The sequence below is a fragment of the Nitrospirillum guanabarense genome, from assembly GCF_034653355.1.
Classification (GTDB): Bacteria; Pseudomonadota; Alphaproteobacteria; order Azospirillales; family Azospirillaceae; genus Nitrospirillum.
The window spans coordinates 290689-314132 of the sequence record NZ_JAYEER010000003.1 but is presented as its reverse complement, the minus strand read 5'-3'; the positions used below and the strand labels follow the sequence as shown (position 1 = coordinate 314132).

The following is a 23444-nucleotide window of genomic DNA, read 5'->3' as shown; positions in this document are numbered from 1 at the left end:
GGGGCTAGACCAATGACCAATCCGCTTAGCACCATCGAGGTTCTGCGGGCCGAGGCCAAGAGCATCCATGGTGACCATGTGCTCGACGGGGTGCAGGACGAGGACCTGACCCTGGCGCTCAACACCCTGGAATCCACCGCCCTCTGCCTGTCGGGCGGCGGCATCCGCAGCGCCACCTTCGGCCTGGGCATCATCCAGGCGCTGGCCGCCCGGCCGCGGCCCTGCAAGGACTTCCGCCTGCCGCCGCCGGACAAGGCGCTGTTGGGCCAGTTCAACTATCTCTCCACCGTCTCGGGCGGCGGCTATATCGGCAGCTGGCTGTCGGCCTGGCTGTCGCGCCAGCCCTATGCCGAGGTGCTGCCGCAGCTGAACACCCGCGGCCATGAGGTCAGCGCCGTCGAGCCCACGGCCATCGGCGACCTGCGCCGCGACAGCAACTATCTGACGCCCAAGGTGGGCCTGGTCTCGGCCGACACCTGGGCGGCGGCGGCGATGATCCTGCGCAACCTGCTGTTGAACTGGGTGCTGCTGATCCCGCTGTTCCTGTTGAGCCTGGTGGTGGTGAAGCTGGCCGCCGTGGGCGTGGCCTGGCTGTCGCATCCCTTCGGCGACCAGAAGTACGGCCTGGCCCTGATCATCCTGGCCGTCATCTCCCTGGTCCTGGTGCTCATAGGACTAAGGTTCACGCTGCGCGCCATGAGGCTCAGCGGCACGGCCAGTCCAACACAGGGACAATTCCTCAAGGGCAATCTGCTGCCCATGTTCCTGGGCGGCGTCGCCTGGACCGGGGCCCTGGACACCACCATCGGCTATCAGCTGCTGATCGTCACGCCGCTGGCCGACTTGCTGGTCTTCGGCGGCATCCTCGGCTTCGTCGTCTACGGGGCGGCCCAGCTCATCACCCTGCTCACGACGGGGGAGCTGTTCACCGCGCTGCTGGACCTCAAGCGCTGGGCGCGGCTGAAGCACCGCACCACTTGGGGCTGGCTGGTTGCGGGCATCGCCTATGGCGCCTTCCTGGGCTTCGGCGCCCATATCATCGGCTCCGGCGGTGATCCGGCCGTGCGCCTGCTGCTGCTGCTGCTGTTCGCGCCGCCGTGGCTGCTGGTGTCGCAACTGATGGCCGAGACCTGCTATGTGGCGCTGACCAGCAACACCCCCCGCTCGGATGAGCAGCGTGAGTGGTTCGCGCGGTCGGCCGGCTGGTACCTGGCGACCTGCATCGCCTGGATCGCCGGCGTGGCCCTGGCGCTCCTGGGGTCGTGGACGGCCGGGCAGGTGGAACTGGGCACGCAGGCCCTGTTCGACTGGCTGGTGGCCGGCGGCGGCGCCACGGCCGCGGTCGGCTGGCTGACGGGCGGCAGCGGCCGCACCTCGGCCCAGCCGTCCAACCAGGCCCCCAACCGCAGCCCCGTCGCCATCGCCTACAACGTGGCGGCCAGCCTGTCGGCGCCCCTGTTCTTCGCCCTGTTGCTGGTGCTGGGGTCGGCCGTCATCGACCTGGTGGTGCTGCGCGACTCCCTGTTCGCCTACCTGATCTCCTACGGCAATTACCTCATCCTGCCGGACAGCGCCGGGTCGGTGCTGTTCCAGAGCGGCATGGTGGAGGCGCAGGAGCGCAGCATGGTGGTGCCGCTGCTGGTGATCGCGGGGGTGATCCTGGGCATCATCGCCTTCTTCGCGTCCAAGTACATCAACATCAACCGCTTCTCTCTGCACGGCCTGTACCGCAACCGCCTGGTCCGGGCCTTCCTGGGGGCATCGCACATCGGTCGCAAGCCGGACCGCTTCACCGGTTTCGACATGGACGACAACCCGACCATGCAGTCGCTGTGGCCGGCGAAGCGTGAGGACCGGACGGGCGACAATTGGCGGCCCTTCCATGTCCTGAACACGACCCTGAACGTCATCTCCACCCGTAATCTGGCATGGCAGCAGCGCAAGGGCATGTCCTTCACCATCACGCCGCTGCACAGCGGGGCGGCGTCGCTGTGCCCCCTGCTGGACCAGCCGGGCGGCACCCTGGTGGCCTATCGCGGCGCCTTCCGGCCGTCCTCGAAATACGGTGGCTCGTCGCACAGCGGCCGCCGGTTCCGCCTGTGGCCGTTCGCGCGCCAGCCGAAATGCCCACCCCGTCCGGAGGATGATCCCACCAATCCGGGCATCTCGCTGGGCACGGCCATGGCCATTTCCGGCGCCGCGGTGGACCCCAACGCCGGCTATCACTCCTCGCCCACCGTGTCCCTGCTGCTGACCCTGCTGAACATGCGGCTGGGCTGGTGGCTGGGCAATCCGGCGCCGGTGGGGGAGAAGTCCTGGTACCGCAACGGCCCGCCGACGGCGGCGGCACCCCTGGTGAAGGACGCCTTCGGCCTGACGACGGACGACCAGCCTTATGTCGCCCTGTCGGACGGCGGCCATTTCGAGGATCTGGGCCTTTATGAGATGGTCCGCCGCCGCTGCCGCTATATCGTGGTCAGCGACGCTGGCGAGGACCCCACCTTCACCTACTCCGATCTGGGCATGGCTGTGCGCAAGATCGGCATCGATTTCGGTATCCCCATCCGCTTCCACGAACTGCAGAAGATGCAGCCGCGGCCGGCGCCGGGGGTGACGCTGACCGATGTGCCCTATCACGCCATGGGCGTCATCGACTACGCCATGGCCGACGGGCCGGCGGCCAAGCCGGGCATCATCCTGTACGTCAAGGCCAGCTTCCATAACTGCGATGAAGGGGCGGGGGTGAAGGCCTACGCCAACGCCCACCCCACCTTCCCGCACGAATCCACCACCGACCAGTGGTTCTCCGAAAGCCAGTTCGAGAGCTACCGGTCGCTGGGCTTCCAGATCATGGACAGCATCCTGGCGGAGGCCCAGGGCTGCGCCACCGATCTCGCCACCCTGAAGCAGATCCTGGACCGCCTGGCGGAACAGGCGCTGAAAGAGGAGTGTGAGGAGTGTGACCCGCCAGTCCTGCAAGGCGCCTGACCGGCCTAGCCTGGAAGCGGGACGGAACAAGGCATCCCGACTGCATCTTTAAGAGGCCGGGCGGGCGCGCACACGGATTGTGCGGCCCGCCCGCTTTCGAAGGACAGCGGGGAGGCCAGCCTTGGACACCTTGGAGCCGGGATCGGCGCCATCCGGAACGACGCGCGTACCTGGGGGGTCATCGGCGGACGGCGGCGACGGCGGGCCGAAAAAGCCCCGTACCATCTGGCAATGCCTGGGGCCCGGCCTGGTCACCGGCGCTTCCGACGACGATCCCAGCGGCATCGCGACATATTCCCAGGCGGGGGCGCAGTTCGGCTACGGCCTGGCCTGGACCCTGGTTCTGACCTACCCGCTGATGGCCGCGATCCAGGAGATCAGCGCCCGCATCGGCCGGGTCACGGGCCATGGCATCGCCGGCAACCTGCGCCGCCACTATCCGCCGCTGACCATCAACGCCATCGTCTTCCTGCTGGTGGCGGCCAATATCATCAACATCGGGGCCGACCTGGGGGCCATGGCGGCGTCGCTGGGCCTGCTGATCGGCGGGCCGCAATGGCTGTACGTCCTGCTGTTCGGCGGCGCTTCGGCCGGCTTGCAAATTCTGGTGCCCTACTGCCGCTACGTCTCCATCCTGAAATGGCTGACGCTGTCGCTGTTCGCCTATGTCGCCACCGTGCTGGCGGTGCCCATCCCCTGGGCCGAACTGGGCCATGCGGTTATCCACCCGCCCGTCTCGCTGAAGTCGGAGTATCTGGTGGCGGTCGTCGCCGTCTTCGGCACCACCATCAGCCCCTACCTGTTCTTCTGGCAGGCGGACCAGGAGGTGGAGGAGGAAAAGGGCGACCCCGAGGCCCAGCCCCTGAAAAAGGCGCCGGAACAGGCGCGGGAGGAACTGCGGCGTATCCGCCTGGACACCTACATCGGCATGCTGCTGTCCAATGGCGTGGCGCTGTTCATCATCATCACCACCGCCGCCACCCTGCATGTCCATGGCGTCACCGACATCCAGACCTCAAGCCAGGCGGCGGAGGCGTTGCGCCCCATCGCCGGCACCTTCGCCTTCGCCATCTTCGCCCTGGGCATCATCGGCACCGGCCTCCTGGCCCTGCCGGTGCTGGCGGGGTCGGCAGCCTATGCGCTGGGCGAGGCACGCCGCTGGCCGGTGGGCCTGGCACGGCCCTGGAACAAGGCCAAGGCCTTCTACGGCGCCATTCTGCTGGCCATGGCCGTGGGCTCGGTCATGAACGTCATCGACATGGACCCGGTGAAGGCCTTGTTCTGGAGCGCCGTGGTCAACGGCTTGGTGGCGGTGCCGGTCATCGTCATGATGATGCGCATGGCCACGCGGCGCCAGATCATGGGCGACTTCGTCCTGCCGCGGGCCTTGCGCGTCCTGGGTTGGGCCTGCATGGCCGCCATGGCGGTGGTGGACACCGCCATGGTGGTGACCTGGGTGATGTGAGGCCCTTATCCGTGTGCCAGTTTCGGCCCGGCGATGCCGGCCACCGGGCATGGGCGGGTGGCTGGGCCGGTATCGTCCGCCGGCCGGAAAAGCACGGCCGCCGCCGCCGGGTTGCTAGCACCTTAAAAAAGAGAAAGACTTCCTAGCCGTATATCTCTTTAATTGAGATAGTTCATGCGGGGAGGGGCGGCCATGACCGACGAAACCAACACTCTGGAAAGCGCCGGCGCGCCGGCCGTGGGGATGGGCGCGGCGGACGCGCGCGACCACCAGCGCTGGGACGAGTGGCAGGACGATGTCCGCATCATGCTGAGCTTCGCCGCCGGTCGGGGCCTGGCGCTGGAGCGGACGGTGATCGACACGGCGGTGCGCGTCACCGCCACCCCGCCGGAGCGGCTGAGCCTGGAGGACAAGCAGGCGCTGTGGGTCGCCTACCAGGCGCTGTCGGTGGTGATCGCCCCCGCCACCAGCGCCAGCTTGCGCCATATCCGCGAGTTCCGGCGCGAATTGGGCCTGGCGGGCTGGTGGCGCTCCCTGACCCGGGCGGGGCTGGTGCAAAGGACCATACGCAGCGGCGTCGTGTGGCTGGTGGGCGTGGCGCTGGTCACGGCCATCGTGCAGATCCACGCCGCCAACGGCACCAACCTGCTGGCCCAGACCGGTGTGCGCCAGCTGCTGTTCATCGAAGGGGCGGCGGCGCAGCGCCCGATGGGGGAGGGGACCGCGGACGCCAACGCCAGCCCGGGAGCCTCCGCCCTGACGGCGGCTCAGGAGCCGCTGGTCCAACTGCGGCGGCAGGCGGCGGCGAAGCTGCTCGCCCCCTGGATCTGCCACCCGCTTTCCCGTGTCGTGACCCTCAGCTTCGATGCCCATGGTTATTGCCAGCGGCGGGACGCGGGGGCGCCGGCCGCGCCCTCGGGAGAGGATGCCGACACGGTCCTGCTGCATACGGTGGAATTGGCGTGGAGCGCCGGCACGGCGCTGACGCTGTACGTCCTGCCGGCGATTTTCGGGCTGTTGGGTGCCTGCGCCTATATCGCGCGGGTGCTGACGGAGGCGGTGATCAACGCCTCCTTCATGCCGCAACTGGGCTTCCGTATGGTGCTGCGCCGGGCGCTGGGCCTGACGCTGGGGTTGTCCACCGGGCTGTTCTACAAGAGCGTGGTCGCCACCATCGAACCCACGGCCTCCGCCCAGATTTCCCTGCTGGGGGCGGCCTTCCTGGCGGGCTACAGCGTGGAGGCGGTGTTCGCCATGTTCGATGCCGCGGTGGACAAGCTGCGCGAGGTGTTCAAGCCGCGCGACGCCGCCTCGCGCCCCGCCGCCCCCCTTGGGCCCGCCGCCGGCCCGCAGGCCGTGCCGAAGGAGGCCCAGGGCTGAGACGGGATCAGTTGGAAGGGGCCGCCACGGCGGACAGCGGCAGATGGATGCCACATTCCGTCTTGCCCATGCCGGCCCAGCGGCCGGGCACGGCAGATCATCGCCCGGGGCGACGCGGTCGGTGCAGGGCATGCAGCCGATGGAGAGATAGCCGTCGGCTTCCAGCGGGTGGCGCGGCAGGTCATGGCGGTCCAGATAGGCCACCAGATCGTCCCGGTCCCAGTCGGCCAGCGGGTTGACCTTCAGCCGGCCTTCGGCCGCCTCGATGGTCACCAGGTCGGCGCGGGTGCTGGCCTGGAAGCGCTTGCGCCCCGTGATCCAGGCGCTGAAGCCCTCCAGCGCGCGGTTCAGCGGTTCCACCTTGCGGAAGCGGCAGCAGGCGTCCGGGTTGGTGCGCCACAGCAGGCCGTCGGCGTCGCGCGCCGCCACGTCCTCGGGCAGCGGCTTGATCTCCCGGGCGTCGGTCAGGCCCAGCCGCGCCACCAGCTCACGGCGGTAGCGCAGGGTCTCGCCGAACAGCTTGCCGGTGTTCAGGAAGAGGATCGGCGTGGCCGGATCGATCTCCGCCACCATGTGCAGCAGCACGGCGGATTCCGCGCCGAAGGAGGAGACCAGGGCGATCTCGCCCTTCAGTTCCCGCGTCAGCAGCGGTTCCAGCAGCGCCGGGCCCGTCAGGCCGGCGTAGGTCCGGGCCAGATTGGCCGCCCGGTCGCCTGTCACGGTCACGCTGCATGCTCCGTCTTCTTGTGGCGCGACAGCCGCGCCATGGACAGGGGGCCCGCCACCGACACCTGGTAGGCGGTGCTGATCTCGGTCAGGGCGTGGGCCCACAGGGCTGGGTCACGGCCTTCCGGAATCTCCACCTGGGTCACGCCGCAGCGGACCAGGGCCAGATACTGGTCGGGCAGGGTGTGGCCCACCGCGCGAATGACGCCGCGGTAGCCCAGGTGCTCGCGCAGCTCGCGGGCGATGGTGAAGCCACGGCCGTCGCGGAACTTGGGGAAGTCCAGCGCCACCAGGGCGAAGTCCGCCAGGTGGTCGGCGATGTCCCTCGGGTGCTGGCTGCTGGCGAGCCAGATGCCCAGGCCGCCGTTGCGGCCCACCAGGGTGTCGCGGTCCTTGTGGAAGCGGGCCAGGCTGACGATGACGGGCACGTCCGCCGCCGGCAGGGCGTCGTCATCGCCCAGGCGCACCCAGGCGTCGTCGACCAGCTTTCCGGTTTCAATGAGCGGCATAGACCTTGTCCTTGAACGGGGTGTGACCGATGCGGGCCAGGGTGTCGAGGAAGCGTTCCCCGTCCTGGCGCCGGTCCAGATAGACGCCGACCACGGCATCGATGGCGTCGAGCGTCTCATCGGCCGACAGGGCCGGGCCCATGATGTCGCCGATGGCGCCCACCTCGGCGGCCGAGCCGCCCAGCGTCAGCTGGTAGGCCTCGACCCCCTTCTTGTCGACGCCCAGGATTCCGATGTGGCCGACATGGTGATGGCCGCAGGCGTTGATGCAGCCGCTGATCTTGATTTTCAGCTCGCCGATGTCGTGCTGGCGGTCCAGGTCGGCGAAGCGCTCGGAAATGCGCTGGGCCAGGGGGATGGAGCGGGCGTTGGCCAGGGCGCAGTAATCCAGGCCCGGGCAGGCGATGATGTCGGTGATCAGGCCGGAATTGGCCTCGCCGAAGCCGATGTCGGCCAGCGCCTTCCACAAGGCCGGCAGGTCGTCCTGGCGCACATGGGCCAGCACCAGGTTCTGCTCATGCGTCACCCGGATTTCGCCGAAGCTGTAGCGGTCGGCCAGGTCGGCGATGACATCCATCTGCTCCGCCGAGACGTCGCCTGGAATGCCGCCCGCCGGCTTCAGGGTGATGGTGGCGATGGCGTAGCCCGGCTGGCGGTGGGCGGCGACATTGGTGCGGACCCAGCGGTTGAAGGCATGGTCCTCCAGCCGTGCCCGGGCCAGGACGCCGGAGATGGGCTCCAGCACCTCATAGGGCTGGCTGGCGAAACGGGCGCGGATGCCGTCCAGGATGGCCGGCTCCAGCCGGTACTGGGCCACTGGCATGCGGGCGAACTCGGCCTCCACCTCGTCACGGAAGGTGTCGATACCCAATTCATGCACCAGGATCTTGATGCGCGCCTTGTAGATGTTGTCGCGCCGGCCATAGGCGTTGTAGACGCGCAAGACCGCCTCCAGATAGGCGATCAGCTCATCCTCGGGCAGGAAGTCGCGCAGCTTCTTGGCGATGAAGGGCGTGCGGCCCAGGCCGCCGCCGACATAGACCTCAAAGCCGACGGCACCCTCGGCGTCGCGCTTGGCGATCAGGCCCACGTCGTGGATGCAGATGGCGGCGCGGTCGGCGCTGCTGCCGGTGATGGCGATCTTGAACTTGCGCGGCAGGAACGAGAATTCGGGATGCAGGGTCGACCACTGGCGTAGGATCTCAGCATAGTGGCGGGGGTCCACCACCTCATCGCTGGCGACACCGGCGAACTGGTCCGAGGTCACGTTGCGGATGCAGTTGCCGCTGGTCTGGATGGCGTGCATGTCCACCTCGGCCAGCAGGTCCAGGATGGCCGGCACATCCACCAGCTTGATCCAGTTGAACTGCAGGTTCTGGCGGGTGGTGAAGTGGCCGAAGCCCTTGTCGTACTGGCGGGCGATGACGCCGAACTGGCGCACCTGGCGGCTGGTCAGGATGCCGTAGGGCACGGCGATGCGCAGCATGTACGCGTGCAGCTGCAGGTACAGGCCGTTCATCAGGCGCAGCGGCTTGAACTCGTCCTCCGTCAGCTCCCCGGCCAGGCGGCGGGCCACCTGGCGGCGGAATTGCTCCACCCGCTCCTTCAGGAAATCGCGGTCCACCTGGTCGTAGTGGTAGATGCCGGCGTGGCTGGACAGGCCGTTGGCGGGTGGGGCGATCTGACGGGCGGCGGCGGAGGGGCTCATGACGGCAAGCTCTGTGTAATCTTCATTCATGCGGGAATGTTTCAAGCGCCGACCCTCAGGCCGCCGAGGGGATGGCGTCGATGCTGGGGCCGGCGGCGCGGATCCATTCCCGTGTCTTCAGGGGGCGGGGGCCGCTGGCCTCCACCGCCACGTCCACGGCGTAGGGCTCCACCACCTCCTGCCGGGCGGCGGAGGCGCGGGCGAGGGCCAGGGCCGCCTCCGCGGCGGGCGCGTCGCCCTGCACCTGGGCGTCGGCCACCCGGGTCGACCAGCCGCCGGCCTCGGTCAGCCAGACGACGGCGCCGTCCTGCAGGCGGTTGGCGGTGACGACCTTCGGGGCGTCGGTAACGCGGGCCATGGGACTATCCTCTTCAGACGGCGGCTTTCAGCCCGCGTTCCGGGGTCGTGTCGCCGAGGCGGCCCGGGGCGGAGCTGACGGTGGTGAAAATATCGGCGGCGATTTTTGAGGGGTCGGCCAGGGTCACGACCTCCCCCACCAGGATCAGGGCGGGGCCGGCCAGGCCGGCGGCCAGCGCGCCCAGGTCGGCCAGTCGGCCCACGGCCAGGGTCTGGTCCGGGCGCGTGCCGTTCTGCACCACGGCGACCGGGGTGCCGGGCGCCTTGCCGGCGGCGATCAGGCGCTCGGCCACCAGGCCGGCCTTGCTGAGGCCCATATAGACGGCCACCGTGTGGTCCAGGCGAGCCAGGGCCGTCCAGTCGATGGCGGGCTCGGCCGAACCGCCCTCGGCGGCGGCGCCATGCGCGGTGACCAGGGTGATGCCCTGGGCCAGGCCGCGATGGGTCAGGGGGATGCCGGTGGCGGCGGCGCAGCCCACGGCGGCGGTGATGCCGGGCACCAGGTCCACCGCCACGCCGGCGGCGCGCAGCACGGCCATCTCCTCACCGCCCCGGCCGAAGACGAAGGGGTCGCCGCCCTTCAGCCGGACGACACGGTGGCCGGCCCGGGCCTCGCGCACCAGCAGGGCGTTGATCTCATCCTGGCTGACGGTGTGGCAGGATTTGGACTTGCCGACATAGACGCGGCGGGCGTCGCGGCGGACGTAGTCCAGGATGCGGTCATCCACCAGCTTGTCGTGCACCACCACGTCGGCGTTCTGCAGCACGCGCAAGGCCCGCAGGGTCAGCAGATCCGGGTCGCCGGGGCCGGCACCCACCAGGGCGACGGAGCCGCCCTCCGTGGTGTCGTCGCCGGCGTTCAGCGTCTTCACCAGCTGTTCACGCGCGCCGGCCTCGTCCCCGGCCAGGAAGCGCTGGGCGATGGGGCCGTCGATCACCCGTTCCCAAAAGCGGCGGCGCGTGGTCTCGTCGGATTTCACAGCGCGGACGGCGGCGCGAAAGCCGTCGAGGAAGGTGGCCAGCCGCCCCAGGCCGGGCTCCAGCGCCGCCTCGACGCGGGCGCGCAGGCGGCGGGCCAGGACGGGGGAGGTGCCGCCGGTGGAGATGGCCACCGTTATGGGGCCCCGGTCGACGATGGCCGGCATGATGAAGGTGGACAGCCGTGGCCGGTCCGGCACATTGACCAGCAGGCCGCGGGCGCGGGCCAGGTCGGCCACCTCTGCCGCCTCGTCCCCATCCTCGCCGGCCGCGAACACCAGGGTGACACCGTCCAAGTCGCTGGCGGTGAAGGGGCGGCGGCGCACCTCGGCGGCCAGGGCCGCCAGGTCGGGATGCACCTCGCTCGCCACCACCACCAGCCGGGCGCCCCGGCCGTCAACGCCGTGCCCCGCCACCAGCCGCGCCTTGCGCAGGGCCAATTCCCCCCCACCGACGATCAGCGCCGTCTGGCCGGTCAGCGTCAGGAACAAGGGGAAGGCGGCGGGCATTATACAAAATAGTCCTGTGGAAGCGTCGGCGTTCCCTCATAATGTGTTCGTAAACGGCATGTTTGTCGAGGTTCAAGCATCTCGGCATGGGGATAGCCCGTGCCCGCGCGGGGGCCGGCCCCTTGGCGGCCAAGGTTATGGAAAACCATTTCCCTTCAATGACCTGTGACAAAAACGCGTGAAAGCGCGGGGGCTTTGGCGCAGGGGAAGGGCGGCAGGCCGCAACACTGCCATGCGCCGACATGGTGTGATCTGTTTTCGATTCCACATCGGGAGTTTGGTTAATTCGCGCGAATCCAGGAAAAGCCTTGGCTTGGCGGGGCCATGGCGCGCCAGGGGATCAGTGCGCCTCATAATAACATCAATTATCTGTTATTAATGTTTCGGTTGACACAGATTGCGGTGTCGTTTGTCATGGGCGTCAACAGCGCGGATGGGGGTGCGGTGTCCTGCCACAGGGGATACGCCCTCCCCGCCAGGTCGGCCACCAGGCCGGGGCTCGCACTACCTAGGGGGAATCCGAATGCATCGCAGAACACTGTTGACCGCCATGGCGGGTGCCGCCGGCGTGGCCCTGCTGGGGTCGGTGCGTGCGCGCTCCGCCTCGCAGCTGCTGAACGTGTCCTACGACCCGACGCGCGAATTCTACAAGGAATACGCCGACCTGTTCACCAAGGAATGGGCCAAGGCCTCCGGAGGCGACCAGGTCAGCATCAACACCTCGCACGGCGGGTCGGGCAAGCAGGCCCGCGCCGTCATCGACGGGCTGGAGGCCGACGTGGTCACGCTGGCGCTGGCCTACGATATCGACGCCATCGTCGAGAACGGCGGCCTGATCGACAAGGATTGGCAGAAGCGCCTGCCCTTCAATTCCACCCCCTACACCAGCACCATCGTGTTCCTGGTGCGCAAGGGCAACCCCAAGGGCATCAAGGACTGGCCGGATCTGCTGAAGCCGGGGGTGGAGGTCATCACCCCCAATCCCAAGACGTCGGGCGGCGCCCGCTGGAACTACCTGGCGGCCTGGGGCTACGCCCGCGCCAAGGGCGGCGACGCGGCGGCCCGCGACTTCATCAAGGCGCTGTTCAAAAAGGTGCCGGTGCTGGACACGGGCGCGCGCGGCGCCACCACCACCTTCGTGCAGCGCGGCCTGGGCGATGTGCTGTTGGCCTGGGAGAACGAGGCCTACCTGGCCATCCAGGAACTGGGCCCCGGCCAGTTCGAGCTGGTGACACCGTCCGTCTCCGTCCTGGCGGAACCGCCGGTGGCCGTGGTGGACAAGGTGGTGGACCGCCACGGCACCCGTCGCGTGGCGGAGGCCTATCTGCAGACGCTGTACACCCAGCCGGCGCAGATCCTGGCGACCAAGCACTTCTACCGTCCGCGCGACCCGGTGGTGTTGCAGGAGGTGGTGAACAAGTTCGCCAAGGTGGACCTGTTCGACATCACCACCTTCGGCGGTTGGCACGACGCCCACAAGACCCACTTCGCCGACGGCGGCACCTTCGACCAGCTGTACCAGCCGGGCTGAGCCGCCGCGCCATCGCGGCACCGATCAGCGACGCCGCCGTCCGGGATGCCGGGCGGCGGCGTTTGGCATTACAGATCGTGTGCGAATCCAGGCGTATTCGCGCCGAATGACGCGGCGCTTTACTGGGTCGTGAGCGTCGCCGGGGAATTCCAAGCTCATTGGCCTTGGATCGATCATGCTTGCTGGGGCCTGACAACCAGTCCTTCAACGCACCGAAGACAGGCTCACGTATTGGCGGATTTCCGCATCATGGATAGCATATTCGCGATGCGCAGCTATTCACGCGTGACCGTCCATGAACCGCAATCGCTAACAACCCAGCGCGCGGGTCGATCTTCCTCGCGGCTCTGTGATGACATTGGGGGGCTACCGGTGGGCAATCAATTTGGAATTAAGGCGCCACGGGCTTGGGCGCGCTTTGCCGGAATATGCTGGCTTGCGACCATCGGCGCCGGCTATTTCGCCGAAGGCGTCGTGCGTAAGAATTTGATCGAGTTCGGTGATGCAGTGGCGACACTGCACAATATATTTGCCCACGAGGCGATGTATCGCCTTGCCGTCGCGGCCGAGTTTGGTGGAACGGCGACCTATCTTGTGCTCACGGCGATCCTTTACCTCCTGCTGGCGCCGGTGAACCGGGTCGTGTCGCTGATGGCGGCCGTGTTCAGTGTTGCCGGCTGCACGATCTGGTTCCTCAACCTCATCAACAATTCAGCGCCTTTGATCCTGCTTGGCGGCGCTCATCCGCCGGTGGGCGCGGATCTCGCGACGACGCAAGCGCTGGCGTTCGCCCTCATCCGGTTGGGAAACGAGATTCTCCTGGCCGGAATGCTTTGCTTTGGCGTGCATTGCCTCCTTCTCGGCGGTCTGATCGTGCGCTCTTCATTTTTTCCCAAATGGATCGGCCTCGTCCTCGCGGTGGGTGGCGTCGGCTACCTTGTGAGCGGATTCGCGCATGTCGCGGCGCCGGACATCGCATCTGCCATTGGGAAGTACGGCTACATGCCGGGCCAGGCCGGGGAATTGCTGATGGGTGTTTTCCTCACCCTGCTTGGTGTCAATGCGTCGAAGTGGAACGAGGCGGCCTCCCGAAATGGAAGCTCCAGCTGAAGCGGACGGGGAATTGGCATGGCCGCATATTTGAGCGGGCAAGTGGTCGTCCGCGGAGATGGTTGGCGCCGCCGGGCGTCCGCAAGTCGTGGCGCGCCAGTTGGCCGATAGATGTAGACGGCCGCCTCCATCTTTCGGATCCGCCGCCCCTGGCGCTAAGCTCGCCACCACAACGCCCGGGAGGCGGCAAGGGGAGGGACGGGAGTGCGCGAGGGACTTTTCGCCGGCGTGGCCGGACTGTGCCAGGCCATCGTCGTGGGGGCCGTCATAATGGCGGCGGCGCCCGTCGTGGCCCAGACGGCGTCGCCCACACCCAAGGCGCTGGAACTGGCCCGTGCGCTGGCGGACAGGATGGACGCCGACGACCTGATGCAGCAGGTCCTGGGCGCGACGGTGCAGCCGCTGACCTTCAACCTCAAGGCGGCCAACCCGGGACGCGAGGCCGATGTCGACGCCTTGTTCGAGCACACGCTGCTGCCGGATTTCCGCAAGGCCATGGGGCCCGTCCTTGAGGGCTACGCCCAGGCCTACGCCGCGCGCTTCACCGAGGCGGAGCTGGCCGCCATCCTGGCCTTCTACGACTCTCCCGCGGGCGCCAAGCTGCTGAAGGAGATGCCGGGCTTGCGGCAGCGCGGCCGGGCCCGGGCGCAGGCCGTCCTACCCCAGGCCCTGGGGCCCGTGCTGGGTGGCTTCATCACCGCCTGCAAGGGCAAGGGACTGACCATTCCCCAGGGATGAGCGCTGTCGCCCTACCAATGTGATCGCCGCCGCGACATTCAGCCATAAGTGGCGGTTCGCTGTCGCGCCCGACCGGGTGACGGGTTACGCTGGCGGCGCCGAATTCGGCCTTACTGGAAGGGGAATGCGCTTGTTGAAGGGAATTGCCGCCGGCTTGATCGGCGCGTGGGTCATGATCGCCGTTCCGGCCTTCGCCCAGAATGCCGGAACACCGTCGCCCAAGGCGCTGGAGCTGGCGCACAGGCTGATCGAGAAGACGCACGCGGGCGATGTGATGCAGCAGATACTGCCCATGGCCATCGATCCCCTGGTGCAGAAACTGAAGATCGCCAATCCCGGCCGGGAGGCGGAGGTGCAGGGCCTGGTCGACAAGCGCCTGCTGCCGGATTTCAAAAAGGCCGTGGCCCCCATGACCGACGCCATCGCTGTGACCTATGCGGAGCTGTTCACCGAGACGGAGCTGGAGCAGGTGCTGGCGTTCTACGACACGCCGGCGGGGGCCAAGCTGATCACCCAGATGCCGCTGGTGATGCAGCAGACCATGGCCAAGTCCAAGGCCATGCTGCCCCAGGTGATGGGCAAGGTGATCAGCGACTTCATCACCACCTGCAAGGGCGAGGGGCTGGCCATCCCCCAGGGCTGAGAAGGGTGGCGCCGCGCCGCGGCTGCTTTTAAGATGGAACCCGGCCATCCCCCGTCGGTTGGTCCGGGTCCCGCAGCCGGCGCCCGTAGCCGGCGCGAAGCCGGGCAGGTTCGGGCCATATCCGGGCCATTCCCCTGTTCCGCCTCCCCTCCGGGGCCGAATCGGGTGGTCCCGCCTGTCGCGGATGCCAAAGGCAGGGGCCCCATCGCTAACCGCGACGCTGGCATGCTGCGACTGCAAACGGCTCTCAATTTTTATAATTGGAATTATTCTAAGATGCCGGTATGGTCCTGTTCGTCGGTAGGGCGAACGCCGCAGGGTCCCGGATGGGGGTCGCGGCCGGGGCGCCCCGCCGAAACCAACCGTGATTCATTAATTCAACAGCCAAGGAATTAACGATGTCCCTCATCAATACCGAAGTGAAGCCCTTCAAGGCGACCGCTTACCACAACGGCAAGTTCGTGCCCGTGACCGAAGCCGACCTGAAGGGCAAGTGGTCCGTGGTGGTGTTCTACCCGGCCGACTTCACCTTCGTGTGCCCGACCGAGCTGGGCGACCTGGCTGACAACTACGCCGAGTTCCAGAAGCTGGGCGTGGAGATCTACGGCGTGTCGACCGACACCCACTTCACCCACAAGGCCTGGCACGACACCTCCGACACCATCGCCAAGGTGCAGTACCCGTTGGTCGGCGACCCGACCGCCACCCTGGCCCGCAACTTCGACGTCCTGATCGAGGAAGAGGGCCTGGCCCTGCGCGGCACCTTCGTGATCAATCCCGAAGGCCAGATCAAGCTGTGCGAGATCCACGACAACGGCATCGGCCGTGACGCGTCGGAGCTGCTGCGCAAGGTGAAGGCCGCCCAGTACGTGGCCAGCCACCCCGGCGAAGTGTGCCCGGCCAAGTGGACCGAGGGTGCCGAGACCCTGAAGCCGTCGCTGGATCTGGTCGGTAAGATCTGATCCCGCGTCGTCTGATGCTGGACCGGGACGGCGACGTCCCGGTCCCTGTCCGGGGGCCCTCGGGTCCCTGGACACCTCCCGGCCCCGCGCCCTCGGAGGCTGAGGTCCGGGCCGCGACGCCATCGGTGGCGCGCCCGCTTGAACAGTCCGCCTGTGACATTACGTTTCAAAATGCGCATCTGGCCGCCTTCCCTGGCGCCGGTGACCACCCCCTCTTTGCCCGCCCTTTCCCCCAATCTCCGCCAGAAAGCCCGCCCCGATGTTGGACGCCAATCTCAAGACCCAATTGAAGGCCTATCTGGAACGGGTGAAGCAGCCGATCGAGATTGTTGCTTACCCGGACGATAGCGCCACCTCCCGCCAGATGATGGAGCTGCTGGCCGACATCGCCGAAGCCTCCGCCTTGGTGAACATCAATGAGAACGTGGATGGCGCCGGCCGCCGCCCGTCTTTCACCGTCAACCGCCCGGCCGGTGACATCGGCATCCGCTTCAGCGGCCTGCCCATGGGCCACGAGTTCACCTCGCTGGTGCTGGCGCTGCTGCAGGCCGGCGGCTATCCGCCCAAGGTCAGCGACGAGGTCATCGCGCAGATCAAGGCCATCGAGGGCGACTACCATTTCGAGACCTTCATCTCGCTGACCTGCCACAACTGCCCGGACGTGGTCCAGGCCCTGAACCTGATGGCGGTGCTGAACCCCCGCATCCGCCATGAGATGATCGATGGCGGCGTCTTCCAGGATGAGGTGACCCGGCGCCAGATCATGGGCGTGCCGGCCGTCTTCCTGAACGGCGAGCCCTTCGGCCAGGGCCGCATGGAGCTGGAGGAGATCCTGGCGAAGCTGGACACCAGCTCCGTCGCCCGCGAGGCCGCCAAGATCGACGCCAAGGAGCCGTTCGACGTGCTGGTGGTGGGCGGCGGCCCCGCTGGCGCCGCGGCCGCCATCTACGCCGCCCGCAAGGGCATCCGCACCGGCATCGTGGCGGAGCGCTTCGGCGGCCAGGTGATGGACACGCTGGGCATCGAGAACTTCATCTCCGTCACCGCGACGGAAGGCCCCAAGCTGGTGCGCAGCCTGGAAGAGCATGTCCGCACCTATGAGGTGGACATCATGAACCAGCAGCGCGCCAAGGCCTTGGCCACGGTCGACGGCCTGCACGAGGTGACGCTGGAAAGCGGTGCCAAGCTGAAGGCCAAGTCCCTGATCCTGGCCACCGGCGCCCGCTGGCGCGAAATGAAGGTGCCGGGCGAGGAGCAGTACAAGACCAAGGGTGTCGCCTTCTGCCCGCACTGCGACGGCCCCCTGTTCAAGGGCAAGCGCGTGGCGGTGATCGGCGGCGGCAACTCCGGCGTCGAGGCGGCCATCGACCTGGCCGGCATCGTCTCCCATGTCACGCTGCTGGAATTCGACAGCCAGCTGCGCGCCGACGCGGTGCTGATCACCAAGCTGAAGAGCCTGGCCAACGTCACCATCCTGACCCAGGCCCAGACCACCGAGGTCACGGGCGACGGCAGCAAGGTGAACGGCCTGGTTTACAAGGACCGCGCCACGGGTGAGACCCATCGCCTGGCGCTGGAGGGCATCTTCGTGCAGATCGGCTTGCTGCCCAATACCGATTGGCTGCGCGGCACGGTCGAGCTGACCCAGCGTGGCGAGGTGATCGTGGGTCACCATGGTGAAACCTCCGTCCCCGGCATCTTCGCCGCCGGCGACGTCACCACGGTGCCCTATAAGCAGATCATCATCGCCATGGGCGAGGGGGCCAAGGCCTCGCTGGGCGCCTTCGACCACCTGATCCGGTCGTCGGTCCAGGCCGCCTGAGTCGCACGAGCGTAGAGTACAGCGCCCACCTGGGGGGTGGTGCCGGGCAATACCGGCGCCCCTCCAGGTGGGCGTTTTCATTGGGGGAATCGGTGCCGCTGACAGGATAGGTGACGGGGGCATCGCCGCGTCCCTAAACTGGTCGCCTAACCCTTCATCCGGACCCATTCCCCCATGTCCCATCCCGGCTTCATCCACCTGCGCACCCATTCCGCCTACTCGCTGTCCGAGGGGGCGATCAAGGTGAAGGAGCTGGTGAAGCTGTGCACCAAGAACGCCATGCCGGCGGTGGCGGTGACAGATACCGGCAACCTGTTCGGTAGCCTGGAATTCGCCATGGCGGCGTCGGACGCGGGCGTGCAGCCCATCGTCGGCTGCCAGATGTGGATCGGCCGCTGGGGTCCCGTCGCCACCACGCGCGGGCCGCAGCGCCCCGGCACCTTCGGCGCCGACCAGCTGGTGCTGCTGGCCCAGAACGCCACGGGCTACGCCAACCTGATGGAACTGATCAGCAAGGCGTACATGGAGACGGAGCCGGGGCTGGAGCCCCAGGTGTCCATGGCGGCGCTGGATGGGCACAGCGATGGCCTGATCGCGCTGACCGGCGGCATCCACGGCGGGGTGGGGCGCCTGCTGCTGGAAGGCCAGGCGCCGGCCGCGACCGAGCTGCTGCTGGAACTGAAGCGCCTGTTCCCGGGGCGCCTCTATGTCGAGCTGATGCGGCATGACAAGGACACGGCCATCGGCCGCGCGGAACAGCGCATCGAGGGCGCGCTGGTCGATCTGGCCTACGCGCACGACCTGCCCCTGGTCGCCACCAACGACTGCTACTTCGCCACCGCCGACATGTACGAGGCGCACGACGCCCTGCTGTGCATCGCCGACGGCGCCTTCATCATGCAGGACGACCGCCGCCGCCTGACGCCGGACCACTACTTCAAGAGTGCCCAGGAGATGCGGGCGCTGTTCGCCGACCTGCCGGAGGCGGTGGACAACACGGTGGTGGTCGCCCAGCGCTGCGCCTACATGCCGCGCAAGATCAACCCCATCCTGCCCAACTTCCCCACCGAGGAAGGCCGGACGGAGGCGGAGGAACTGCGCGCCCAGGCCCACGACGGCCTGACCTTCCGCCTGAACCGTTATGTCTTCACGCCCGAGATGGGGGAGGAGGAGAAGGCGGACACGGAGAAGCGCTACCGCGAGCGCCTGGATTACGAGCTGTCCGTCATCGAGCGGATGAAGTTCCCCGGCTACTTCCTCATCGTGTCGGACTTCATCAAGTGGGCCAAGGACAACGGCATCCCCGTGGGGCCGGGCCGTGGCTCGGGCGCCGGCTCGCTGGTCGCCTGGTCGCTGCTGATCACCGACCTGGACCCCATCCGTTTCGGCCTGCTGTTCGAGCGTTTCCTGAACCCTGAACGCGTGTCCATGCCCGACTTCGACGTGGACTTCTGCCAGGACCGCCGCGACGAGGTCATCCGCTATGTCCAGGCCAAGTACGGCCACGACCGTGTGGCCCAGATCATCACCTTCGGTAAGCTGCAGGCCCGCGCCGTGCTGCGCGACGTGGGGCGCGTGCTGCAGATGCCCTACGGCCAGGTCGACCGCATCTGCAAGATGGTGCCCAACAACCCGGCCAACCCCGTCACCCTGCAGGAGGCGCTGGACGGCGAGCCGTTGTTGCAGGAGATGCGCCGCCAAGATGAGACGGTGGACCGCCTGATCGGCGTGGCGCTGAAGCTGGAAGGCCTGTACCGCCACGCCTCCACCCACGCCGCCGGCGTGGTGATCGGCGACCGCCCGCTGGACCAGCTGGTGCCTCTGTACCGCGATCCCCGGTCGGACATGCCGGTCACCCAGTTCAACATGAAGTATGTGGAACTGGCCGGCCTGGTGAAGTTCGACTTCCTGGGCCTGAAGACCCTGACCGTGCTGCAGAAGGCGGTGGAGCTGATCCGGCCGCGCAATCCCGACCTGGATCTGCTGAACCTCGACCTCTACGACGAGAAGACCTACAGGCTGCTGGGCCGGGCCGAGGCGTCGGGCGTGTTCCAGCTGGAAAGTTCGGGCATGCGCGACGTGCTGCGGCGCATGAAGCCCAACCGCATCGAGGACATCATCGCGCTGGTCTCGCTGTACCGGCCGGGCCCGATGGACAACATTCCCAAGTACATCAAGGTCAAGGACGGGCAGGAGGAGCCCGACTACATGCATCCCTCGCTGGAACCCATCCTGAAGGAGACCTTCGGGATCATGGTGTACCAGGAGCAGGTGATGCAGATCGCCCAGGTGCTGGCGGGCTACAGCCTGGGCGGCGCCGACCTGCTGCGCCGCGCCATGGGCAAGAAGATCAAGGAGGAGATGGAGAAGGAACGCTCCAAATTCATCGAGGGCGCCACGGCGCGCGGGGTGGATTCGGAACAGGCGGGCCTGATCTTCGACCAGGTGAACAAGTTCGCCGGCTACGGTTTCAACAAGTCGCACGCTGCCGCCTACGCCCTGGTCGCCTACCAGACGGCCTATCTCAAGGCCAATTACCCGGTGGAGTTCATGGCGGCGTCCATGACGCTGGACTTGGGTAACACCGACAAGCTGAACCAGTTCCGGCAGGAACTGGACCGGCTGAAGATCAAGCTGCTGCCGCCGGACATCAACCATTCGGGCGACATCTTCCGCGTGGAAATCCTGCCCAACGGCGACCGGGCCGTGCGCTACGCCCTGGCGGCGGTCAAAGGCGTGGGCGGCCCGGCCATGGCCGCGGTGGTGGCGGAGCGCGATGCCAACGGCCCCTACCGCGACCTGTTCGATTTCGCCCGTCGCCTGGACAATAAGGTCATCAACAAGCGCCAGCTGGAAAACCTGGCCGCGGCCGGCGCCTTCGACAGCCTGGTGCCCAACCGCCAGCAGGTTCATTCCGCCATCGAAATCATGTTGCGCTACGCCCAGGCCGAGGCGGCCGAGCGCGAGAGCGGCATGAACAGCTTGTTCGGCGCGTCGGCGCCGCTGAAGGCGCCGGAGCTGCCGCGCGTGGTGGATTGGGAACCGCTGGAAAAGCTGCGGCACGAGTTCGAGGCCATCGGCTTCTACCTGTCGGCCCATCCGCTGGACGCCTTCGCCGCGCCCTTGGCCAAGCTGAAGGTGGTGCGGTTCGCCGACCTGCCGGGCATCGTGGCGCGCGGCGGCGGCTCCACCCGCTTCCGCATGGCGGGCATCGTCGTCGCCCGGCAGGAGCGGACGGCCAAGAGCGGCAACCGCTTCGCCTTCATTGGCATGTCCGACGCCTCCGGCGTCTATGAGGTGACGCTTTTCTCCGAGGCGCTGGCCCCGGCGCGGGAGCATCTGGAGCCGGGCAAGGCCGTGCTGATGACGGTGGACGTGCAGCAGAACGGGGAGGAACTGCGCCTGACCGGCAGCGGCGTGCAACTGCTGGAGGACGAGGTCGCCAAGGTCGCGTCCGGCCTGCGGGTCACGCTGAAGGACCAGGCGCCGGTGGAAGGCCTGCAGACGGTGCTGAAGCGCCTGCCCGCCGGCCGGGGCAAGATCCACCTGATGGTGGAGATCGACCGCCTGGAGGTGGAACTGGTCCTGCCCCAGGCCTACCAGATCAGCAGCGCCAGCCGGTCCGCCCTGCGCTCCATCCCCGGCGTCCTCGACGTCCAGGATATATGATTCCACAGATGAAAAGGGCGGCCCCGGAATGGGAGCCGCCCTTTCACGCGCCAGGCATGGGCCAAGCTTAATTCATGGCGCCCTGCATGGCGCCAGCGTCACGCTGGCTGTCGGTCACGCCGGGCAGGGCGCACATGGTGCTGACCTCGACCCAGCCGCCCTGGCCCTTGTCGCTGACGGGGGCGTCACCCTCGCCGGCACGCATGGCGGACTTGATGACCCACTGCCCACCCTGGTTCTCGACCCAGGTGTCGATGCCCTCCACCCGGCCCTTGCCCTGCGGCATGCCGTAGACCACCGGGGCGGTCCACACGCGCGGCTCCGTGCCTTCCAGGCAGGTGGGCTTGGGCACGGTGTCGCCCGGCTTCATGGCGGTGTTCACCTTGCCGGTGCCGGTCGAGATCATGCCCTTGGGCCGCACGATGTAGGTGTGGCTCTCGGTGCTGTAGGACTGGGAAGAGGTCGTGGTGGTGGTCGCCGGGCCGATCATGCCCTCGTCACCCATGGGGGCGGGCGGCGGGGAATTGGCTTCAGGCGGGGAAATCGTGTCGTTCGGGGTGTTGGCCGGGGTGTCGGCGGTCTGGGCCATAGCTGTGCCGCCGATCAGACCGGTGGCCAACAGCGTGGCCGCAAGCAACTGCATCCGCATGTCCATCTCCTTCGTCTTCGATCAGCCGGACCCGCTTGGGGCGCGCCGCGTCGCCTGACAACCCCAAAGACGAGGGGAAGGTTCCCGCAATGCACAAGGCGGCGGAAGGGCGGCGCCATCAACCGGGATCAGGGTCCGGTCTCGGTGAAACTTAATGGTTCGATAGGCGGGCGGGGATAATACTCAAGTTTGCCCTGCGGTTACTTGTGCCGCCGGATTGTGTCGGCGATTGGGCCGAATTTGGATGGTGATGGGGCTTGTTTGTTGCAGCGGGCGCCTCGCCGGGGCGCGGGATGCCGCAAGCACGTGGATATTTGTGGGTCGGACGGTGGCCTTCATGCCAGGATGCGTCAAAGGACCCCGATGGGAGGGACGGGAATGCAGCCAAATGCCCAGGCCTACGCCGCACGCCGCATGTCCGCGGCGGCGGCGGCACGCCTGATCCCCTCCGGCGCGCGCATCGTCATGGGGTTGGGCGTGTCCCAGCCGCCGGCCCTGTTGCGCGCCCTGGCCCAGCGGGCCGAGGCGGGGGAGGTGGGCGACCTTTCGCTCTACTACCTGCTGGCGTTCGCCAGCGCGGCCCCCCTCCTGCGGTCGGACCTGCGCCATCGCGTCCGGCCGGTCAGCCTGTTCCACGGCGGCCTGGAGCGCGCGCTGGACAAGGAGGCGGGGTTGCACGGCTTGCCGGTGGTGGATTTCATTCCCACCGCTTTCAGCCAGGCGCCGCACGTCCTCAGCCGGCAGGTGGATGCGGACGTGCTGCTGACCACGGTGGCGCCCATGGATTCGGACGGCTGCTTCAGCCTGGGCACCAACACCGATTACGCCCTGGCCGTGTCGGAAAGCGCCCGCCAGGTGATCCTGGAGGTGAATCCGGCCATGCCGCGCGCCCTGGGAAACTGCCGCGTCCCGCTTGATCGCGTGACCGCCCTGGTGGAAAACCCGGTGCCCCTGCTGGAGGTTCCGCCCGCCAAGATTCGGGACAACGACAGGACCATAGGCCGGCTGATCGCGGACCTGGTGGAAGACGGCGCCTGCCTGCAGATGGGCATCGGCGCGCTGCCCGACGCCGTGTGCGCGGCCCTGCATGACCGGCGGCACATGGGCATCCACACCGAATTGATGACCCCCGGCCTGGCCGAACTGATGCGCCGGGGGGCGGTGGACAACAGTCGCAAGACCATCCACACCGGGCGGACGGTCTTCACCTTCGCCATGGGGGATCGGGCGCTGTACGACTTCCTTGACGGCAACCCCGCCTGCGAGGCGCAGCCCGTGGACTATGTGAACAATCCGGCGGTGATCGCCCGGAACGACGCCATGGTCTCCGTCAACGCCACGCTGGAGGTCGACCTGCAGGGCGCCTGCAATTCGGAATGCCTCGCCGGCTGGCAGTACAGCGCCGCGGGCGGACAACTGGACTTTGTACGCGGCGCCTCGGCCTCCAAGGGCGGCAAGTCCATCATCGCCTGCCATTCCACCGCCGCTGGCGGCACCGCCTCGCGCATCGTTCCCCGCCTGACCGGGCCGGTGACGACGCCGCGCAACGATGTCCAGTACGTCGCCACCGAATTCGGGGTGGTCAATCTGCGCGGCCTGACGCTGGCCGAGCGCGCTCAGGCGTTGATCGGCATCGCCCATCCCGACTTCCGGGAAGGGCTGGAGCGGGCGGCGCACGCCGCCGCCCGTGGCTGCTGAGG

Annotated in this window: 16 protein-coding genes and 1 pseudogene; 11 read left to right on the top strand and 6 right to left on the bottom strand. The window is 67.8% G+C overall.

Features of this window, described 5'->3' with window-relative positions:
• The first annotated feature begins 12 nt into the window (after positions 1-12).
• From UAA55_RS10745 to UAA55_RS10735, 3 genes are all read left to right on the top strand, one after another.
• The gene (locus UAA55_RS10745) at positions 13-2988 is read left to right on the top strand and encodes a hypothetical protein (protein ID WP_322952696.1); all 2976 of its coding nucleotides are present in this window, start codon (positions 13-15) and stop codon (positions 2986-2988) included.
• A 121-nt stretch (positions 2989-3109) separates the two neighbouring features.
• Positions 3110-4453 carry an NRAMP family divalent metal transporter gene (locus UAA55_RS10740; RefSeq protein WP_322952695.1) on the top strand — a complete coding sequence of 448 codons (1344 nt, stop codon included), beginning with the start codon at positions 3110-3112 and terminating at the stop codon, positions 4451-4453.
• Between the two features lie 192 nt (positions 4454-4645).
• Positions 4646-5833 carry a hypothetical protein gene (locus tag UAA55_RS10735; RefSeq protein WP_322952693.1) on the top strand — a complete coding sequence of 396 codons (1188 nt, stop codon included), beginning with the start codon at positions 4646-4648 and terminating at the stop codon, positions 5831-5833.
• A 156-nt stretch (positions 5834-5989) separates the two neighbouring features.
• On the opposite strand, the pseudogene UAA55_RS10730 reads toward UAA55_RS10735, so the two are convergent.
• The 5 genes and pseudogenes from UAA55_RS10730 to cysG all read right to left on the bottom strand — a co-directional run.
• Positions 5990-6553, bottom strand: a pseudogene (locus UAA55_RS10730) (phosphoadenylyl-sulfate reductase); the annotation flags it as partial.
• A gap of 2 nt (positions 6554-6555) precedes the next feature.
• A complete protein-coding gene (locus UAA55_RS10725) occupies positions 6556-7068 on the bottom strand; it encodes a DUF934 domain-containing protein (RefSeq protein WP_322952690.1) in 513 nt (170 codons plus the stop codon).
• Entirely contained in the window at positions 7055-8806 is a 1752-nt protein-coding gene (locus UAA55_RS10720) for a nitrite/sulfite reductase (protein ID WP_416235180.1), read from the bottom strand. The genes UAA55_RS10725 and UAA55_RS10720 overlap by 14 nt, the downstream gene beginning before the upstream one ends.
• Before the next feature lie 25 nt (positions 8807-8831).
• On the bottom strand, positions 8832-9134 hold the full coding sequence (locus UAA55_RS10715) for a DUF2849 domain-containing protein (RefSeq protein WP_322952688.1): 303 nt from the start codon (positions 9132-9134) through the stop codon (positions 8832-8834).
• A gap of 13 nt (positions 9135-9147) precedes the next feature.
• A complete protein-coding gene (gene cysG, locus UAA55_RS10710) occupies positions 9148-10620 on the bottom strand; it encodes a siroheme synthase CysG (RefSeq protein ID WP_322952686.1) in 1473 nt (490 codons plus the stop codon).
• 523 nt (positions 10621-11143) lie between these two features.
• Here cysG and UAA55_RS10705 point away from each other — a divergent pair.
• The 7 genes from UAA55_RS10705 (at position 11144) to dnaE (ending at position 21095) form a co-directional block, all read left to right on the top strand.
• On the top strand, positions 11144-12151 hold the full coding sequence (locus UAA55_RS10705) for a sulfate ABC transporter substrate-binding protein (protein WP_322952684.1): 1008 nt from the start codon (positions 11144-11146) through the stop codon (positions 12149-12151).
• Between the two features lie 249 nt (positions 12152-12400).
• Positions 12401-13261: a DUF4386 domain-containing protein gene (locus tag UAA55_RS10700; RefSeq protein ID WP_322952682.1), complete on the top strand. Its 861-nt coding sequence runs from the start codon at positions 12401-12403 to the stop codon at positions 13259-13261.
• Positions 13262-13465: 204 nt separating this feature from the next.
• Positions 13466-13999, top strand: a complete 534-nt coding sequence (locus UAA55_RS10695) for a DUF2059 domain-containing protein (protein ID WP_322952681.1) — start codon at positions 13466-13468, stop codon at positions 13997-13999.
• 124 nt (positions 14000-14123) lie between these two features.
• Positions 14124-14642: a DUF2059 domain-containing protein gene (locus tag UAA55_RS10690; protein WP_322952680.1), complete on the top strand. Its 519-nt coding sequence runs from the start codon at positions 14124-14126 to the stop codon at positions 14640-14642.
• A gap of 398 nt (positions 14643-15040) precedes the next feature.
• Complete coding sequence (gene ahpC, locus UAA55_RS10685) at positions 15041-15604, top strand: alkyl hydroperoxide reductase subunit C (RefSeq protein ID WP_145608432.1); 564 nt, start codon at positions 15041-15043, stop codon at positions 15602-15604.
• Between the two features lie 259 nt (positions 15605-15863).
• A complete protein-coding gene (gene ahpF / locus UAA55_RS10680) occupies positions 15864-17426 on the top strand; it encodes an alkyl hydroperoxide reductase subunit F (RefSeq protein ID WP_322952679.1) in 1563 nt (520 codons plus the stop codon).
• A gap of 174 nt (positions 17427-17600) precedes the next feature.
• The gene (dnaE, locus tag UAA55_RS10675) at positions 17601-21095 is read left to right on the top strand and encodes a DNA polymerase III subunit alpha (protein ID WP_322952677.1); all 3495 of its coding nucleotides are present in this window, start codon (positions 17601-17603) and stop codon (positions 21093-21095) included.
• Positions 21096-21162: 67 nt separating this feature from the next.
• Here dnaE and UAA55_RS10670 read toward each other — a convergent pair whose 3' ends face one another.
• Positions 21163-21744 carry a hypothetical protein gene (locus tag UAA55_RS10670; RefSeq protein WP_322952675.1) on the bottom strand — a complete coding sequence of 194 codons (582 nt, stop codon included), beginning with the start codon at positions 21742-21744 and terminating at the stop codon, positions 21163-21165.
• Between the two features lie 378 nt (positions 21745-22122).
• Here UAA55_RS10670 and UAA55_RS10665 point away from each other — a divergent pair, with 378 nt between their 5' ends.
• Positions 22123-23442, top strand: coding sequence for an acetyl-CoA hydrolase/transferase family protein (locus UAA55_RS10665; RefSeq protein WP_322952674.1), 1320 nt, complete (start codon positions 22123-22125; stop codon positions 23440-23442).
• Positions 23443-23444: the final 2 nt, after the last annotated feature.

Coding starts and splice junctions, on each gene's coding strand:
- UAA55_RS10745 (WP_322952696.1), top strand. CDS start 13: ATGACCAATCCGCTTAGCACCATCGAGGTTCTGCGGGCCGAGGCCAAG.
- UAA55_RS10735 (WP_322952693.1), top strand. CDS start 4,646: ATGACCGACGAAACCAACACTCTGGAAAGCGCCGGCGCGCCGGCCGTG.
- UAA55_RS10725 (WP_322952690.1), bottom strand. CDS start 7,068: ATGCCGCTCATTGAAACCGGAAAGCTGGTCGACGACGCCTGGGTGCGC.
- UAA55_RS10720 (WP_416235180.1), bottom strand. CDS start 8,806: ATGAATGAAGATTACACAGAGCTTGCCGTCATGAGCCCCTCCGCCGCC.
- UAA55_RS10715 (WP_322952688.1), bottom strand. CDS start 9,134: ATGGCCCGCGTTACCGACGCCCCGAAGGTCGTCACCGCCAACCGCCTG.
- cysG (WP_322952686.1), bottom strand. CDS start 10,620: ATGCCCGCCGCCTTCCCCTTGTTCCTGACGCTGACCGGCCAGACGGCG.
- UAA55_RS10705 (WP_322952684.1), top strand. CDS start 11,144: ATGCATCGCAGAACACTGTTGACCGCCATGGCGGGTGCCGCCGGCGTG.
- UAA55_RS10700 (WP_322952682.1), top strand. CDS start 12,401: ATGGATAGCATATTCGCGATGCGCAGCTATTCACGCGTGACCGTCCAT.
- UAA55_RS10690 (WP_322952680.1), top strand. CDS start 14,124: ATGCGCTTGTTGAAGGGAATTGCCGCCGGCTTGATCGGCGCGTGGGTC.
- ahpC (WP_145608432.1), top strand. CDS start 15,041: ATGTCCCTCATCAATACCGAAGTGAAGCCCTTCAAGGCGACCGCTTAC.
- ahpF (WP_322952679.1), top strand. CDS start 15,864: ATGTTGGACGCCAATCTCAAGACCCAATTGAAGGCCTATCTGGAACGG.
- dnaE (WP_322952677.1), top strand. CDS start 17,601: ATGTCCCATCCCGGCTTCATCCACCTGCGCACCCATTCCGCCTACTCG.
- UAA55_RS10670 (WP_322952675.1), bottom strand. CDS start 21,744: ATGCGGATGCAGTTGCTTGCGGCCACGCTGTTGGCCACCGGTCTGATC.
- UAA55_RS10665 (WP_322952674.1), top strand. CDS start 22,123: ATGCAGCCAAATGCCCAGGCCTACGCCGCACGCCGCATGTCCGCGGCG.